Annotated in this window: 8 protein-coding genes and 1 pseudogene; 8 read left to right on the top strand and 1 reads right to left on the bottom strand. The window is 65.5% G+C overall.

The features are described 5' to 3' along the window. Positions 1-4 precede the first annotated feature (4 nt). From MnOB_RS07400 to MnOB_RS07370, 8 genes and pseudogenes are all read left to right on the top strand, one after another. Positions 5-3,274, top strand: coding sequence for a phospholipase D-like domain-containing protein (locus MnOB_RS07400; protein ID WP_077523569.1), 3,270 nt, complete (start codon positions 5-7; stop codon positions 3,272-3,274). After that, on the top strand, positions 3,271-4,404 hold the full coding sequence (locus tag MnOB_RS28780) for a T6SS immunity protein Tli4 family protein (protein WP_158713777.1): 1,134 nt from the start codon (positions 3,271-3,273) through the stop codon (positions 4,402-4,404). Before MnOB_RS07400 ends, MnOB_RS28780 begins: the two co-directional genes overlap by 4 nt. Continuing rightward, entirely contained in the window at positions 4,401-4,868 is a 468-nt protein-coding gene (locus tag MnOB_RS29185) for a hypothetical protein (protein WP_234358215.1), read from the top strand. Before MnOB_RS28780 ends, MnOB_RS29185 begins: the two co-directional genes overlap by 4 nt. A gap of 77 nt (positions 4,869-4,945) precedes the next feature. Continuing rightward, positions 4,946-5,539, top strand: a complete 594-nt coding sequence (locus tag MnOB_RS28775; RefSeq protein ID WP_234358214.1) for a T6SS immunity protein Tli4 family protein — start codon at positions 4,946-4,948, stop codon at positions 5,537-5,539. A gap of 85 nt (positions 5,540-5,624) precedes the next feature. Further along, positions 5,625-5,888, top strand: a complete 264-nt coding sequence (locus tag MnOB_RS07385) for a PAAR domain-containing protein (RefSeq protein WP_077523567.1) — start codon at positions 5,625-5,627, stop codon at positions 5,886-5,888. A 2-nt stretch (positions 5,889-5,890) separates the two neighbouring features. Next, positions 5,891-7,144: a hypothetical protein gene (locus MnOB_RS07380; protein WP_077523565.1), complete on the top strand. Its 1,254-nt coding sequence runs from the start codon at positions 5,891-5,893 to the stop codon at positions 7,142-7,144. Positions 7,145-7,154: 10 nt separating this feature from the next. Continuing rightward, positions 7,155-10,499 (top strand): ImcF-related family protein, encoded by a 3,345-nt coding sequence (locus MnOB_RS07375; protein ID WP_077523563.1) that lies wholly within the window; start codon positions 7,155-7,157, stop codon positions 10,497-10,499. Further along, positions 10,496-10,810, top strand: a pseudogene (locus MnOB_RS07370) (type VI secretion system ImpA family N-terminal domain-containing protein); the annotation flags it as partial. The gene MnOB_RS07375 and the pseudogene MnOB_RS07370, both read left to right, overlap by 4 nt. A gap of 430 nt (positions 10,811-11,240) precedes the next feature. Here the strand turns inward: MnOB_RS07370 and MnOB_RS29410 are convergent. Further along, positions 11,241-16,949: an EAL domain-containing protein gene (locus MnOB_RS29410; protein ID WP_077523559.1), complete on the bottom strand. Its 5,709-nt coding sequence runs from the start codon at positions 16,947-16,949 to the stop codon at positions 11,241-11,243. Between the last annotated feature and the right edge of the window lie 12 nt (positions 16,950-16,961).

Below are 16,961 nucleotides of genomic sequence, written 5' to 3'. Positions count from 1 at the left end.
CGCCATGGAGCGGACACCCTACAACGGCATTCGTGAAAAAGAACTCAACCAGATCAACACTGAAGAAGGCAAAGCCTACGCTGCCTGCTCGGCCCCCGACTTCTTCATCACCCAGTCGGCCTTCGCGCCCAAGCGATCCGGCAACCAGGTGCGCTTCTTCACCACGGGCGAGGATTACTACCAGGACCTGGCCAAGGCCATCGACGGTGCCGCCCAGTGCATCTTCATCACCGGCTGGCAGATCAACTACGACGTACTGCTCGACGGCAAGCGCAGCCTCTGGCAGTGCCTGCGTCAGGCACTGGTGCGCGAGACCAGCCTCAAGGTCTATGTCATGCCCTGGCTCAGCCCCAACGGCAGCCTGGGCACCTATGACTTCGAAACCCTCCTGGCCATGCTCCATCTCAATGCCGGTTTGCCGGGCGCGCCCCGGGCCTTCTGTACGTCGGCGGTGCAGCAGAGTGATATGCAGGGGCTGGGCGTAGCGTTCTCCCATCACCAGAAGTCCGTGGTGATCGACAACCGCATCGGTTACGTCGGCGGTATCGACCTGGCCTATGGCCGTCGTGACGACAACGACTTCAGCCTCGATGCCAGCACCCGGCTCGGCAACGACGCCTACAACCCCGGCCTGCCCAAGCTTGGCCGGATGGCCATGGACCAGCATGTCAGCGCCAGGGGGCTGGTCATGGCCACGCTCTTCGACCTGTCCAAGCCCTCGCTAAGCGTGCAGGTTCGGAAGTACGACAAGCATCGGAATCGCCCCCCGCTTATGGTTCCCTTGCTGCCCAGCCGCGCGACCGCCCTCAATGGCGCCGCAAAGGTGGCGGACTTTTTCTCCAGCCCCATGCTGGAGCCCCTGGATTACCTGCGCCGCGCCAGCAACAGCCTGGGCGAGGCAGTCGGCGAGGCCGGCGGCGCCATTACGGATGCCCGGCTCAGGGTGCAAATCAACCTGATCCGCGCCCTGGCCAGCCTGATCGTCAACCACCTGGACGAGGTGGCGGACAAGCAGTTCAGAGATGACCTCAAGCAGTGGGTCGACACCCTGCGCCGCACCACCCACAACCTGGGTGAAAGCCTCTACTACCGCAGCCTGCTGTTGATCGAACGCTGGATGAACGAAACCGAACTGGGGCAGGTCTTCGCCCTGATCGGCGGCAAGAGCTTCAGCGACCTGCCCGAGCGCTTCGTGAAGCCCGTATCCGAATTGGCCATCGGCAGCTTCTGGCTGTTGCACGGTCTGTTGCGGGAAGCGGTCGGCGAACACAAGCAGCCCTACCCGTTCCTCGACACCAAGCCGCAACCCCTGGCATCGCCCGACTATGGAACCCTGGCGGCCGACCAGCCGCGCATGCCCTGGCAAGACGTGCACAGCCGCATCGAGGGGCCCTCGGTTTATGATCTCAGCCGCAACTTCATCGACCGTTGGAACAGCCAGCAGGCCTACCTGGCAGACACCCCCGCCGTGCAGGACAGCGTCATCGGGCGCAAGGCATGCAAGGCGGTGGCGGCGGTGATGACCTGGCTGAACGACGTGGCCGACTACATCAGTGTCGAGACGCGGCTGCCGCCAATTGCCCTCTGCCACATCATTCCGCCCAAACCCAAGCCCCAATGGATCAACGCCAGCCTGGTGCCCCAGGCGCCTGCGCCGGCCAGCGGCGGCATGAGCGTGCAGGTGCTGCGCAGCGCCTCCGCCAGGCTCACCGAGCAAGAGGCCAGGGGGCGCCAACTGGCGGACGTTCGCCATGTGTTGCCCCCGGGCCTGGCCGAGCATGGTGTGCAGGACAACTGCCTGCAGGCCATGCGGCAAGCCATCTCCAGCGCCCAGCAGTTTCTCTATATCGAGAACCAGTTTTTTCAGAGCGACTTTGGCGATGAAGGGGAGTTGGGTGACGACCAGATCGATGCGTTCTCCGGCCCCATGGCCACCCTGCGTGACCACCGCAGCCTGAACCAGGAGCTGGTCGCGCGCGTGCGCCTCGACGAGGCCCTGGACCAGAAGGACATCTGGAAACTGAACTGGGCCGAACTGGACAAGATCGCCCGCAAGCCGGGCAAGGAGGCCCGAGCCTTTGTCGAGGGGCTGAAACGCGTACTGGCCAACAATGGCCAGGGCTGGATCACCAGCCGCCTGGGCCCGCTCCAGGACAACGTGCTCAACACCCTCGGCGTGGATCTTGCCTCGCGCATCGGACGCGCCATTCACGAGAGGAAGCCCTTTCATGTCTACCTCGTCCTGCCCGTGCACCCGGAGGGCACGCTGGACACCCTCAACATCATGAACCAGATCCACCTGACCCAGCAGAGCCTGTTCTTCGGCGAGCACAGCCTGGTGCGGAACATCCAGCGGCAAATGGCCCTCACAGCCCTGCTCGAGGACAAGGTCGAGCACCTGGAGGCCATGGCCGCCATCGAACGCGAAGATGACCAAGGTGTGCCTTTCTACGCCCAGCAGGACTGGCGGCGCTATCTCACCCTGCTCAACCTGCGCACCTGGGCCACGCTCGACGACCGGGTGGTGACGGAGCAGATCTATGTGCACAGCAAGCTGCTGATCGCCGATGACCGGATGGCCATCCTTGGCAGCGCCAATATCAACGACCGCAGCCTGCTGGGCGAGCGCGACTCGGAGCTGGCCGTCATCGTCCGCGACAGCACCCCCACAACGGTGTCGCTGGATTGCCAGCAGCCCCAGGCTGTGAGCAAGGCCATCCATCAGCTGCGGGTGGACCTGTGGAAGAAGCACTTCGGCCTGGCCCAGAGCCGCCCCGACGCGGTGCAGCCGGCCAGCGCCCTGGAAAGCGTGCTGGACAAGCCGGCGGCGCCCAGCACCTGGGAGGCGATCCAGCGGGTGGCCCAGGCCAATAGCCGTGCTTACGAGCAGGCCTTTGATTTCATTCCCCAGAACATCAGCCCGGTGCAGACCCAACTGACCCCGGAATTGCCGCCGCCCTACGATAAAGGCTTTCCCGCTTCGGTCTGGCCGACCTGGGCCTATCGGGATGTACTGAGGCGAAACTTGGGCGGTCAGCAGTTACGGCCACTGCCCCATGAGTACGCCTTCTGGCGCTCGGACACCCTGCAACAGGCGCGCACTTTCGATCCCCCCAGAGGTATTGAGGGCTTTATCACCGCACTGCCCACCCGCTGGACCTTGGGCGAGCGCAACCACTCCGGCATCCACCTCGGCATCCTGGCCAACAAGCTCGACGATTCCCCGCAGCAGCGCATGGCTCAGGCAAACACTCCAGAGGACACCACTACATGATCAGGCTGATCCTGCTGCTGCCCCTCTTGTTCGCTCCCCTGGCCCAGGCCAGTTCACCTCGCCAGGAATGCCTGGGGCGAGTGGCCTTTGACGTGCAGGAAGAGATCGAGTGGGCGGTGTTTAGCAACAAGCGCGTTACGCGCCTTGCCGATGCGAGAGGCGGGGGGCACCGCTTCACCGACAAGGTCGCGGGCCGTTGGGAGCGGGGTAGCTATGGCACCGAGCACGATGCTGTCCTTTACGTTACCGCTCCTACTACGCGTGAAAAATTCGACGGCGCTGCGAACTATATCCGGGGGCGCCTGAAGATCTATCAGGAGGAGTTAAGGAAGAGGATCGAGATCGACAAGTATCGAATTGAACGAATGCAAGCCGGTAGTTACAGCACCCTGGAGGACATCAAAAGCATCGAGGGAGAAATCCGTAAAACCGAAGTCGAGATTCCCCTGGCCAAGATCTACGACCACGATCTGGGCATTCCGGATGCCTATGCCCTGGGCAGTCAGGAGATTCCGTTCCACCTGCTGCTCTGGCGGGACTCGCGGGTCTACTACTTCGCCTTTAAGCCCTACCCGGGCACAGCCGCCTATATGCAGGACCTGGCCCGGCGCTTTCGCACCCGGGCGCTGTACGAGGTGCCGCCCGAGCCGGGCATCTGCTTCCCCTATGGCTTTATCGCCGACGACGGCAAGACTGCTTACGAGCTGCGTAACAGCCTGCGCTTCACCCGCACGCCCAATGTGATCCTCAGCCTGCTCACCGCCTCCGCCGGCGATCCCACCGAGCCGACCATGGGGCTCTACGACACCGACTTCTACCCCGGTTTCGACCGGCGCAAGTGGCGGCGGGTCAACCTGATCGAGCAGGTCTATTTCGGCAAGTGGCTGTCCACCTTCACCGGCTGGCACCTCACGCCCACCCCGGAAGGCGGCGAGCAGGAGCGAGCCTGGTTCGGCCATGCCCATATCGGCGGTCCGGGCACCTCCATGCCGATGCTGGCCATCCAGGTGCAGACCTTCGAGAAGGGCATCGACGACCTTACCGAGCACACCCCGCCACCGGAAACGGTGATGCCGCGTATCCAGGCTCTGACCCGTTCATTGCACTACCGCGAGGGCGTGCCCCGATGACTCGGCTGATTCTGCTGCTGCCTCTGCTGTTTGCGCCCCTAGCCCAGGCCGCTTCCGCCCGCCAGGAATGCCTGGGGCGAGTGGCCTTTGATGTGCAGGAAGAGATCGAGTGGGCGGTGTTTCCCGCCGGTGATGTGACCCAGATATCCAATGCGAAAGGGGGAGGACATGGTTTTACCGACAAGGTCGCGGGCCGTTGGGAGCGGGGCACTCATGGCGTGGATGGGCAGCGTGCAATTTTCTACGTCACGGCCCCAACCACGCGCGAGGAGTTTGACAGCGCTGTGAACTATATCCGAGGGAAAGGAAAGCGTTATCAGGAGGAGTTAAGGAAGAAAATCGAGATTAAGAAGTTCCGCATCGAAATGTTCAAGCAGGACCCGGGTGATACCAGCCAGTTCATCAAGAATGTCGAGGAAGAAATTCGCGAAGTCGAAGCCGATATTCCCCTGGCCAAAATCTAGATCACGACCTGGGCATTCCAGATGCCTATGCCCTGGGTGGTAAAGAAATTCCATTTCGACTGCTGCTGTGGCGGGACTTGCGGGTTTACTACTTCGTCTTCAGCCGTCCCGATGCCGGGACTGCCGCCTATATGCAGGACCTGACCCGGCGCTTTCGCACCCGGGCGCTGTACGAGGTGCCGCAGGAGCCGGGCATCTGCTTCCCTTATGGCTTTATCGCCGACGACGGCAAGGTCCCCTACGAGCTGCGCAACAGCCTGCGTTTCACCCGCACGCCCAATGTGATCGTCAGTCTGCTCACCGCCTCCGCGGGTGATCCCACCGAGCCGACCATGGGGCTCTACGACACCGACTACTACCCCGGTTTCGACCGCCGCAAATGGCGGCGGGTCAACCTGATCGAGCAGGTCTATTTCGGCAAGTGGTTGTCCACCTTCACCGGCTGGCACCTTACGCCCACCCCGGAAGGCGGCGAACAGGAGCGAGCCTGGTTCGGCCATGCCCATATCGGCGGGCCGGGCACCTCCATGCCGATGCTGGCCATCCAGGTGCAGACCTTCGAGAAGGGCATCGACGACCTCACCGAGCACACCCCGCCACCGGAAACGGTGATGCCGCGCATCCAGGCCCTGACCCGTTCGATGCACTACCGCGAGGGCGTGCCCCGATGATCCTTGTGCCTGGTCCTGCGGGCCGCAACGCCGCCTTTCCCACTTATGCACAGACCTATAACGCTGAGTCTTCAGGAGCTTGCCCATGAAGGGAGTCATTCGAGTTGGCGACAAGAATACGGGCGGGGGTGTCGTTCTGGCCGGCTCCCCCACGATGAAGTTCCGGGGGATTGGCGCCGCGCGGGTCGGCGACCCCGTCATGTGCCCGCTCCCCGGACATGGGGCGACGGTGGTCGCAGAGGGACACCCCGTATTCAAGGACCATGGCCTTCCCGTGGCGTTCCACGGTCACCACTGTGCCTGTGGCTGCGTGCTGTTGACATCGTTGCCCGAAGCCACCGCGAGCTAGCCATGCCGGTCCGACTGGACAATATCCCGCCATTGGCCGTGCGCCCGCGTTCACCTCGTCCCTGGCTATGGCTGGGGTTGTTGGTGATTGCCCTGCTGGCCGGATTTCTTGTAACGCTGGCGTTCGCTGACGAACTCCTGCGCCAGGATGCTCAGCGTTTCTGGCGGCAAGCGCTGGGGCTGCCGTTTGCCCTGTGGTCCGTCTCGATCGCCCTGAGGTGCCTGGTGCACGTGGGCGTCGTAAGCGCCGCCGATGGCTGGGACAGGGCACGCGAAGAGGATTGGCGCGCAAGGTTGCGGCGGGGAAGGCGTTCCCAGCAGATTCTTGCGACCAGCCTCCATACTGCGCTGCGCGGGCCTGCGGATAGCTCCGGGCGGGAGCAGCACCAGGCGCTTCTCGGCGATCAAAGCGCCTTGAAGACCCAGCCTCTGCGGGACCTGCCGGAGCAGGCTTGCCGACACAGCCGGTTGTCGCTCGAGCGGGGCACGCAGGTGGGGTCGCTCGACCATGAGAGGTTGCTGGAGCAGGTTTACCGGATGGTGCTGGCTGACCTGGCCGAGGCGATCTGGGCACTGCCTCCCGAGCAACTTGTGGCGCTAGTGCTGGATATCGACAGCCCGGTCGCTCCGCAACGGACATTCTCCCTGTGGCAAGAGGTGTGGACCGAGCAGGGGCTTCGACAGAGGCTGACGCCGTTCAGTCATCACGGGCTCTCGGCCATCGATCTTTGGCTGGACACCTGCAGCCAGGATCCGTCGCTGCTGCTTGTGGTATCGGCCCGGATTGCCCCGTCTCCCCCTGATGACACGGCAGAGGTCGCGGTGGGCCTGCTGCTAGGCAACCGAAGAACACGGTCGCTTCTCCATCCCGTGGCCTATCTGCATCGTCCCGAGCAGGAACGCGAAACGACTGCCGACTCGCTGCGGCGCTCAATCCATCAGGCATTGGAATGGGTGCCCATGGATGCCGATGCCCTTGGGGATGCCTGGCTGACGGGTATCGGCCAATCGCGTCAGGCCGGGGTCGTCCAGGCCTTTCTTGAATTGTCGGTGCCGCTGCAGCTCGGCCAGGGTCTGCATGACCTGCAGGCTTCGTTGGGGGCGTGCGGCTCCGCTACGCCTTGGGTCGCCATTGCTGCAGCAGCGGAGAGTGCGCGTACACGGGAGAGGCCGCAGCTCATTGTGAGTGGTGGTGCTGTTGAGGCTGGGCTGTGGTGTTCGGTCGTGACACCGGTCGCGATGTTGGAATCGGAATAAGGATGTATCGATGTTGTCTCGTCGAATGTGGATGCTGATGGTGCTGGTCCTGGCGATTGGGCTGTCGCTCGAACTTGTCTTCTGGCGTTTTCCGGAGCTGGTGGGGGTGGATGACGGGTCTGGCATGCAATTCACCTGGATGGTCGTCACGGCCGCGACGACCGTGTTGCTCCTGGTGCTGCTGGTCGCTCAGCACGTATTGGGGCAGCGGGTCGGAGCGGTGTCCTACCGGCAGGTGCTGGCGGACGATATCGAGACGTCTTCCGGCGCTGCGCAGGAGGCCTCCGGGCACCGGCATGCCCTGGATGGATTGACGGAGTCGCTCAGAGAGCGCCACGGCCACTTCTGGAAGCGTCGTGTCGGCATCTACCTGGTGGTGGGGCATGTGCGCGAAGTCGAGGCCATTGCGCCCCTGCTGATGCACGCGGGCTGGGTTGAGGACCAGGGCACGCTGTTGCTGAGCGAAAGCTTCTCCGGCGGCCAGACCGCCATGCCTGATCTCTTGCTGTCCTTACGCCGAAGTCGCCCTCTGGACGGCATCGTCTGGGCCCTGAGCCCGGCGCAATGCACCGACCCCGCGTACCTGGATCGCTATCAGCGCCGCTTGCAGGCGCTGGCGCGGCACCTGCACTGGGAGGCGCCGGTGCACCTCTGGGAGGTGCACGACAGCGACTGGGCGCAGCCGGCCATTGATACGCCGGTGGGTTGCGCGCTGCCGCCGGGGGCCCGCGTCGGCGAGCTCGAGCGACACCTGCACGGCCTGCTGCCGTCCCTGCGCGAGCAGGGGCTGGCGCGGATGCAGGTGGACAATCGCCATGATGCACTGCTGCGGCTCGCCCATGACCTGCAGGTCGAGGGGATCGCCCGCTGGAAGCAGGCTTGGGCGCAACTGCGGCGTGGCCCCGGGCTGATGCTGCGCGGCCTCTGGTTCAGCCAGCCGTTACCCGCGCCCGCCGCCGCGCCGGACCACTCATGGATAGTCCACCCCGCTTGGCAAGGCGTACTGGGGCGTTGGCATCCCGGTGGACGGGTGCAGGGCTGGACCTGGCCGCGCGTCGGCGCCGCCGTGGCGCTTGGCCTGGCCGCGCTCTGGGGCCTGGGCCTGCTGCTTTCCTTCGTCGGCAACCGGGCGCAGATCGCCGAATTGCAGAACACCCTGGCGGTGCTCGACCAGCCCCACGAAGGCGACGAGCAACTGCTCGCCCTTAACGAACTGGTCCACGAACTCGACCGCCTCGACCACCGCGCTCGGCACGGCGTGCCTTGGTACCAAAGTTTCGGCCTGAACCAGAACGACGCCCTGCTCGCCGCGCTCTGGCCGCGCTACCAGGCGGCCAACCACCGTCTGCTGCGCGACCCGGCGGCGGCCAGGCTGGAAAGCGGGTTGCGCGAGCTGCTCGCCCTGCCGCCGGGCAGCCCCGAGCGCGCTCTCCATGTCCAGGGTGCCCATGCCTCGCTCAAGGCCTACCTGATGCTGGCCCGGCCGGAAAAGACCGACGCGGCCTTCCTCGGCAAGACCCTCGCCGTCCTGGAGCCCGAGCGCGCCGGCATCGGCGACGGCGTCTGGCAGGGCATCGCGCCCAACCTCTGGCGCTTCTACGCCGAGCAACTGGCGGCGCATCCCGACTGGCGCATCGAGGCCGACGCCGCACTGATCGCCCAGGCCCGCCAGGTGCTGCTCGGCCAGCTCGGCCGGCACAATGCCGAAGCCAGTCTCTACGAAGCGATACTCGAGGCCGCGGCCAACCAGTACCCGCCGTTGGGCCTGCAGCAGCTGGTCGGCGATACCGACGCCCAGATGCTGTTCTCCACCGCCGCCGAGGTGGCCGGTGTCTTCACCCGCCAGGCTTGGGAAGGCCAGGTGCGCCAGGCCATCGACGAGGCGGCCTCCGCGCGCCGGGAAGAGATCGATTGGGTACTGAGCGACGACCACAGTCAGGTCGCCGCCGACCTGACCCCCGAGGCCCTGCGCGAACGGCTCACCGCGCGCTACTTCCAGGACTACGGCAACGCCTGGCTGGGTATGCTCAACAGCCTGCGCTGGCAGCCCGCCGACAGCCTCGCCGACGCCATCGACCAGCTCACCCTGATGGCCGATGTGCGCCAGTCCCCGCTCATCGCCCTGATCAACACCCTGGCCTACCAGGGCCAGGCCGGCGTCCGCCGGCAGGCCCTGGGCGGTTCGCTGGTGCAGTCCGCGCAGAAGCTCATCGGCCAGGACCAGACCTCGGTCATCGACCAGCAGGCCCTGGCTCCGGAGGGCCCGCTGGACGACAGCTTCGGTCCGCTGCTGGCCCTGCTCGGCAAGGGCGGGGATCCCCTGGCCGGCGAGGCTCGCCTGAGCCTGCAGGCCTTCCTCACCCGGGTCACCCGCGTGCGCCTGAAGTTGCAGCAGGTGAGCACCGCCGCCGATCCCCAGGCGATGATCCAGGCCTTGGCACAGACCGTATTCCAAGGGCGCAGTGTCGACCTTACCGACACCCAGTCCTACGGCAGCCTGATCGCCGCCAGCCTCGGCAGCCAGTGGAGAGGTTTCGGCCAGACGCTCTTCGTCCAGCCGCTGGACCAGGCCTGGCGGCGCATCCTGCAACCCTCGGCCGCCGGCCTCAACGCACACTGGCAACGGGCGATCGTCGCCCCCTGGGACGGCGCCTTCGCCGGCCGCTACCCCTTCGCCGCCGGCGGCAGCGATGCCTCCCTGCCGATGCTCGGGCAAATGATCCGCGCCGATAGCGGGCGCATCGACCAGTTCCTCGCCCGGCAACTGGGCGGTGTGCTGCGCAAGGAGGGCAACCGCTGGGTGCCCGAGAGCACCCACAGCCCGGGGTTGCGCTTCAACCCCGAGTTCCTCGATGCGGTCAATCGGCTCACCGACCTGGCCGACGTGCTCTACACCGACGGTGGCATGGGCATCGGCTTCGACCTGCGGGCCAAGCCGGTGCGCAACGTGGTGCAGACGACCCTCGTCCTCGATGGCCGTCGCCTGGAGTACTTCAACCAGCGGGAGCGCTGGCAACGCTTCGACTGGCCCAGTGCGAACGATCACCCCGGCGCACGCCTCAGTTGGACCAGCGTCCAGACCGGCGAGCGACTATTCGGAGATTACCCCGGCACCTGGGGGCTGATCCGGCTGCTGGAGCGAGCCCGGGTCACCGCGTTGGACGATGGCGAAACCCACTACCGCCTGACGCTCGATGCCCCCGACGGCCTCGGGCTGACCTGGCACCTGCGCAGCGACCTGGGTCCTGGCCCTCTGGCATTGCTGAAACTGCGTGGCTTCCAGCTGCCGGCGCAAATCTTTCTCGACGCCAATGCGGTCTCGTTACCACTGGCGCAGTCAGGAGACCTGCCATGAGCCTGTCGGCACTCACCACCAGTTGCCTTGGACCGCAGGACGCGCTGGTACTGGCGCGGCGCCGGGCGCCCGATTGGGAGACCTGGCTGCAACCCATCGGCGAGCAGTCGGCGGTCGGCGAGGACCCCGGTTACGACGATGACTTCCAACGCATGCGCGATGAGGTCAATCGGCTCTCGGGCGCCGACGCCGAGTTGGTGGCGCAGTTGGCGGAGAAGCTGCTTACCCAGCGTTGCAAGGACCTGCGGGTGGCGACCTATTACCTGTGGGCGCGTTTGCAGCCAGGCAACTCGATCCCGTCACCGGACGGCCGCTGCCGACCTCGCCGCACGTCATTTGAACTTGGGAAACCACGTCCTGAGGACGTGGTCATGAGTCATCGGCTTTGCCTGGACGATTGGGCTGCCCGGGAATCTGGACGACGTTCGTAGGATGTGGTGGAGCGAAGCGATACCATCGGCCCCAAACGGCGTGGGTATCGCAGGCTCGCGGAACGCCGCCCGACCCATCCTACGTTGCTACGTCGTCGTGGTCAGTCTCGTCGCAGCGGAGCTTGGGGAGAAGTCCCGCCAGTACTCCCGGATTTTCTCTAGGCTCCGATTTGCCAAGCGGCACCGAGATGCTCCCTTCCAGGGGGCCAAGAGCAAGTCCACGTTCTACGAACGTGGATGTTTACTGCGGTCGACGATCCCGCCTCCAATCTGCCACAGCGGTCAACCCTGTCCGCGTAGTTGTACTTCCTCATTCCCCGTCTTCCTCCACCGTCGCGCTCTCTTCCTTGGCCTTGGCCAGGCTGTGGTGGAGGAAGGCCTGGGCGATTACCGCGCGGAGTTGGTCGTCGTCCCAGGGCTTGGTGAGGAACTTGTAGATGGCGCCCTGGTTGATGGCATCGGTGACGGACTTCAGGTCGGTATAGCCGGACAGCACGATGCGAATGGTGTCGGGATAGAGGTCCTTGACCCGGCTGAGGAACTCGGTGCCGTTCATTTCCGGCATGCGTTGGTCAGAAAGGATTACCTGGATGTCGTGCTTGGCCAGTTGCGCGAAGGCGTCCTGGGCGCGGGTGGCGGTGAGTATCTGGTAGCCGTCGCGGCGTAGCACGCGGGTCAGTGCGCGGAGGATGTTTTCCTCGTCGTCCAGCAGCAGCAGGGTCTGCGTGTTGCTGGTGCCGGAGCGGGTATCCAGGTAGGACGCCGGGCTCTTGTGGTGCTCGTGGAGGAACTGGTCGAGTTGCTCGAAGGGCATGGGGCGGGCGAAGTAGTAGCCCTGGAACTCGTCGCAGTGGCTCTTCTTCAGGAAGGCGAATTGGGACTCGCTTTCCACCCCTTCTGCGATCACCCGCAGGCGCAGGTGGTGGGCCATGGAGATGATGCCCTGGGTGATGGCCGCATCATGCCGGTCACTGATGATTTCCTGGACGAAGGCGCGGTCGATCTTCACTTTGTCGATGGGCAGGCGCTTGAGGTAGTTGAGGCTGGAGAAGCCGGTGCCGAAGTCGTCGATCGACAGGCGCACGCCAAGGGCCTTTAGCGCCTGCAGGGTGGCGATGGCGCGCTCGGCGTTGTCCAGCAGCACGGTTTCGGTGATCTCCAGTTCCAGCAGTTCGGCCGGCAAGCGGGTTTCTTCGAGGACGCGCCGCACGCTGTCGACGAAGATGTTGCGCTGGAAGTGCACCGCCGAGATGTTCACCGCTACCACCGTGCCGGTCATGCCCCGGTCCAGCAGTTCGCGACAGTCGCGGCAGGCGGTGGCGAGCACCCATTCGCTCAGCGGAATGATCTGCCCGGTGTCTTCGGCCACTGGTACGAACTGCGACGGCGAGATGAAGCCAAGCAGCGGGTGCTGCCAGCGCAGCAGGGCTTCGAAGCCGGTGACGCGGCCGTTGCGGCCGTCGATCTGCGGCTGGTAGTAGAGCATGAAGGCATTGGCTTCCAGGGCCTTCTGCAATTCGTTGCGCAGGGTCACGCGTTCGCTGACCTTCTGTTCCAGGTCGGTGGTGTACCACTGGTAGCAGTTGCGCCCCTGCTGCTTGGCCTTGTACATCGCCAGGTCCGCCTGCTGGATCAGTTGCATGGGCTGCTGCATGCCTTTCTCGCTCACGGCGATGCCCAGGCTGGCAGTGATGTGGATTTCACTGCCGGCGATGGGGTAGGGACGGGCGATGCAGTCGATGACCCGCTCGGCCACTTGCAGCACGTCTTCCTCGCGGGCCAGGTCCGGCAGGATGAGGATGAACTCGTCGCCACCCAGGCGCGCCACGGTGTCGCCGGGGCGAACCTGCTGGGTCAGCCGTCGCGCCACTTCCACCAGTATCTGGTCGCCAATGCCGTGGCCCATGGAGTCGTTGATCGGCTTGAAGCCATCCAGGTCGATGAACATCACCGCCAGCTTGCGCTGGTAGCGCTGGCTGATCTGGCAGCCCTGGCGCAGGCGGTCTTCCAGCAGGGAACGGTTGGGCAGGCCGGTGAGCACGTCATGGCTGGCGTTGTAGGCCAGTTCGGACTCCACCCGCTTCTGTTCGGAGATGTCGTTCTGCACCCCGATGAAGTGGGTGATCTCGCCGTGCTCGTCGGGCACGGGGGCGATATAGAGGTCGTTCCAGAAGGGCGTGCCGTCCTTGCGGAAGTTGCGCAGCACCACGTGGACTTCACGCTTCTCCGCCAACGCGTGGCGGATCTCGGCGATGCCGGCCTGCTCGTGGTCCGCGCCCTGGAGGAAGCGGCAGTTGCGCCCCATGGCTTCGGCTGCGGTGTAGCCGGTGATGCGTTCGAAGGCCGGGTTGACGTAGACCACCGGCAGGTTTTCGTCGGTGGCATCGCAGATCATCGCGCCGTTGTAGCTGGCCTCGATGCTGCGCTGGAGGATTCGCAGCTGTTTCTCAGACTCCTTGGCGCGGCTGATGTCGCGGAAGGCGATGACCCAGCCGCCGAGGGCCTGCGCGTGCAGGAGCGGTGCACAGTCGTAGGCGATATGGCGCTCGCCGCCCAGGCTGACTTCGCCATGGCGGCCGCTGGTGGCCGGGGCGCTGTAGAGGTCCAGTGGCAGGTGGTCGATCAGGGCCTGGCCGAGCAGGGCATCCGGACTTTGGCCGAGCAGGTCGGCGGCGGCCGGGTTGACGAAGTTCAGCCGCCCTTGGCGATCCACCGCCAGCAGGCCCTCGCCGACGCTGTTGGTGATGGCCGAGGTGAAGTCCAGTTGCTCCTGCAGGCGTTGTTCGCCGGAAAGCACCTGTTGTACCAGGCGGATGTTTTCCAGCGCCGCCACAGCCATCTGGGCGAATTGCTGGGCGATCGCCAGGTCGTCCTGGTTGAAGTCGCCGTCGAACTTGTCGGACAGCTGGATCAGGCCCAGATGGCGGCCACCGTGGTCGATCAGCGGCACCGCCAGCCAGCCCTGCAGTGGCAGCTGGCCGCTGCCCGCGTCGCCGGCCGTATCCAGTTCGGCGCGCGTCAGCAGCACCGGCTGGTTGCCGACGCAGGTCCGGGCATAGAGCGCGACGCCTTCGGCGGGCAGCTGCGGCGTCTGCCAGGCCTGGTACTTGGGCGATAGCGAGAAGGCGCCCGGACCCTGGCCGTCGCCGAGATCGATCAGGGACTGGTGGGCGCCCACCAGCAGGCGCAGTTGCTCGCACATGAAGTCCAGCAGGGTGCGGGTGTCGAGGATGCCGCCGATGCGCAGCGCGGTGTCGCTTAGACCGTGCAGGAGCAACGCCTTGCGCTCCGACTGGACCAGGGTGTCCTGCAGGGCGCGGGTCATGCGGTTGCGTTCGCCGATGTTCTTGGCAATGCCGAAAACCCCGACGATCTGCCCTTCGACGACGATGGGCAGGTGGGTGATGTCCAGCTCCAGCAAGCCGCCTGCACGGTCATGGCAGCGCACCTCGAAACGCTGTGCCTTGCCCTTCAGGGCGGCGCGGAAATGCTCGCGGACGTGTTCGACGTCCGCGTCGAGCACCAGCCGGGAAAACGACTCGCCGAGTAGTTCCTCAGCCTTGAAGTCGATCAGCTCGCAGCCCGCCTGGTTGAGGCTGAGGAAGCGCCCGTTGCGGTCGAGGGAGAACACTGGGTCGGGGTTGAAGATGAACAGGGAGCGGTAGCGCTGCTCGCTTTCCAGGAGCCGCAGGCGATCGTTCTGGCGCTCGATGGCGATGGCTGCGAGTTGTCCGGCGGTGCCGATCAACTGCAGGGATTCGTCGTCCGGGGAGCACGGCTGGCGCAGATAGACGGCGAAGGTGCCGAGCACGTCGCCATGGTGGGAGATCAGCGGGATCGCCCAGCAGGCCCGCAGGCCATGTCGCAGTGCCTGGTCGCGATGCTCGTGCCAGATCGGGTCTTCGCTGATGTCTTCGCTGACCACCATCTGCCGGCGGAACACAGCGGTTCCGCAGGCGCCGGCCAGCGGGCCGATGGACTGGCCGTCGAGGGCCTGGTTGAAGGCATCCGGCAGGCTTGGCGCGGCGCCCTGGCGCAGGCGCTTGTGATCGCCGTCCACGAGGTGGACCGAGCACAGGGCGGCGGGGTCGAGGGTCTCGCTCATCAGGCAGATGGCCTTGAGGATTTCCGCCAGCGGCTGGTCGGTGGAGATCATGCTGAGGATGTCGCGCTGGTCCTCGGCATAGGCCTCGTGACGCACCAGGCTGGTGATGTCGTGGGCCACGGCGAACAGGGTGCGCTCGCTTTCGGACCAGCCGGCGGACCAGAGCAGGTGCACCACACTGCCGTCCTTGCGCTTACAGCGGTTGCGCACGGCGTCCCAGGACTCGCCCTGGATGATGGCCTCGATCTCGCCGCGGGTACGCTCGCGGTCTTCGCTGAGGATGAAGTCGGTGTAGTGACGGTCGATCATTTCCTCGGGCCGGTAACCCAGCACGCTGTGGCAGGAGGGGCTGACCTGGGTGAAGCGCTCGGAGGTGTCGATGGAGCAGAGCACATCCATGGAGTGATCCATGATCCGCTGGTTCTGCGTCTGCAGGCGGGCCTGGTGCTGAAGGCTCAGCTCCAGTTCGCGGTTGCTTTCGCGTAGGCGCTGGCTGCGTTCGATGGCCAGCCGGGAAAAGCTCTGGCTGACCATCAACAGGAAGGTGAAGCCCAGGCCGAACAGCATGAACAGCGGTGGCAGGTAGACCGAGGCGTAATCGCTGCGGGGCAGCGCCTGGTAGGTGCGCATGTGCCAGCGTCCTTCCGGGCCGAGGTCGGTGAACTGCTGGCCCACCGGGAACAGGCTGCGGCCATCGCGGCCGAGGCCGGATTCGTAAATGCGCCTGGAGCCCTCGAAGACTTCCAGGACGAAGCCATCCAGCTCCCGTCCCAGATGACGGTCCAGGGTGGCGCTGATGTCCAGGCTGGCCACCAGCAGCGACCGGGGGCGACCCGCGATTTGCAGGGGCGTGGCCACCAGGGTGCTGTTGTCGGCGGCGCTGAAGCTCTGCGCCGGGCTCATTTGAGCGGCCGGGCCCTGGCGCACCTGCTGCAGCCAGTCGCGCAGTTCGGCCTGGGCGAGGAAGCGCGTCAGCCAGTCGTTCGCCACGCGGCTGCGACCCTGTTGCAGGATCGGCTTGAGGTCAGCGTCGAGTACCGCGATCAGGTTGAGGTTGGGAAAGTCCCTCAGGTAGCTGTCGGCTTCCTGCTGCCAGAGCCTGTCCGGCGGCATCCCTTCCAGGGTCTGCCAGCGCTCGGCCATGCGCTGGACGAGCTGCCGGCGCACGGTAACGGTGTTCTCGATGGTGGATTGGGCGCGCAGCAGCAGCTGATGGCTGTGGGCGTTGAGGGTGGAAATCTCGTTCAGGCTGAGGAGGAACCAGCCAATGCAGGTGGCCAGCGCGCCCAGGATGCCGGTGACCACGGCTCGGCGGTTAAGCAGGCTGGGCTGGTCCTGGGGCAGCGCGCAGAGCATCAGGATGGCGCTGCCGAGCAGGGCGATGAGGAGGTTGGTGACGTGACCGGTTTCCGGGCGGAAGGCGAAGCGTGGCAGGCCGTGGCCGGCACCCAGCAGCGACAGTTCCGACAGCAGGGCCAGGCCGATCAGGGTGATGCCGCAGAGCTGGCTGAGCCAGCGGCCACCCTGGCGGGTGACGGCCAGGAGCATCGCCAGGCCGAACAGGCAGGCGACGATCGCCAGCTCGCTGCGAATCCGCCAGTAGCCGCTGATCAGCGAGCGGCCCTGGTCGCTGCCACCGGACAGGACGTTGTGACCGAGGCTGTAGCCGGCCAGGACGATCAGTGCCAGGCCCGTCAGCCACGAGGCCCGGCGCCAGGCGCGGGTGGCACACAGCAGGGCGCTGCCGGCGAAGAGGGTGATCAGCGCGCTGTCGGGCAGCAGGACCAGTTCGTAGCGCGCCGGATGGACCCTGCCCGAGAAGGCGACCAGGCTGATGACGCCCAGGGCGAGCAGGGCAAAGGCAAGGCAGTGCAGGTAGGCCTGGTAGCCGAGGTTGCGGTTGTGCTTGGCCATGGGGGTGTGCCG

The organism is Metapseudomonas resinovorans (assembly GCF_002003485.1).
GTDB lineage: Bacteria > Pseudomonadota > Gammaproteobacteria > Pseudomonadales > Pseudomonadaceae > Metapseudomonas > Metapseudomonas resinovorans_D.
The sequence above is the reverse complement of the archived record's forward strand: the minus strand, read 5'-3'. Positions and strand labels throughout refer to the sequence as shown.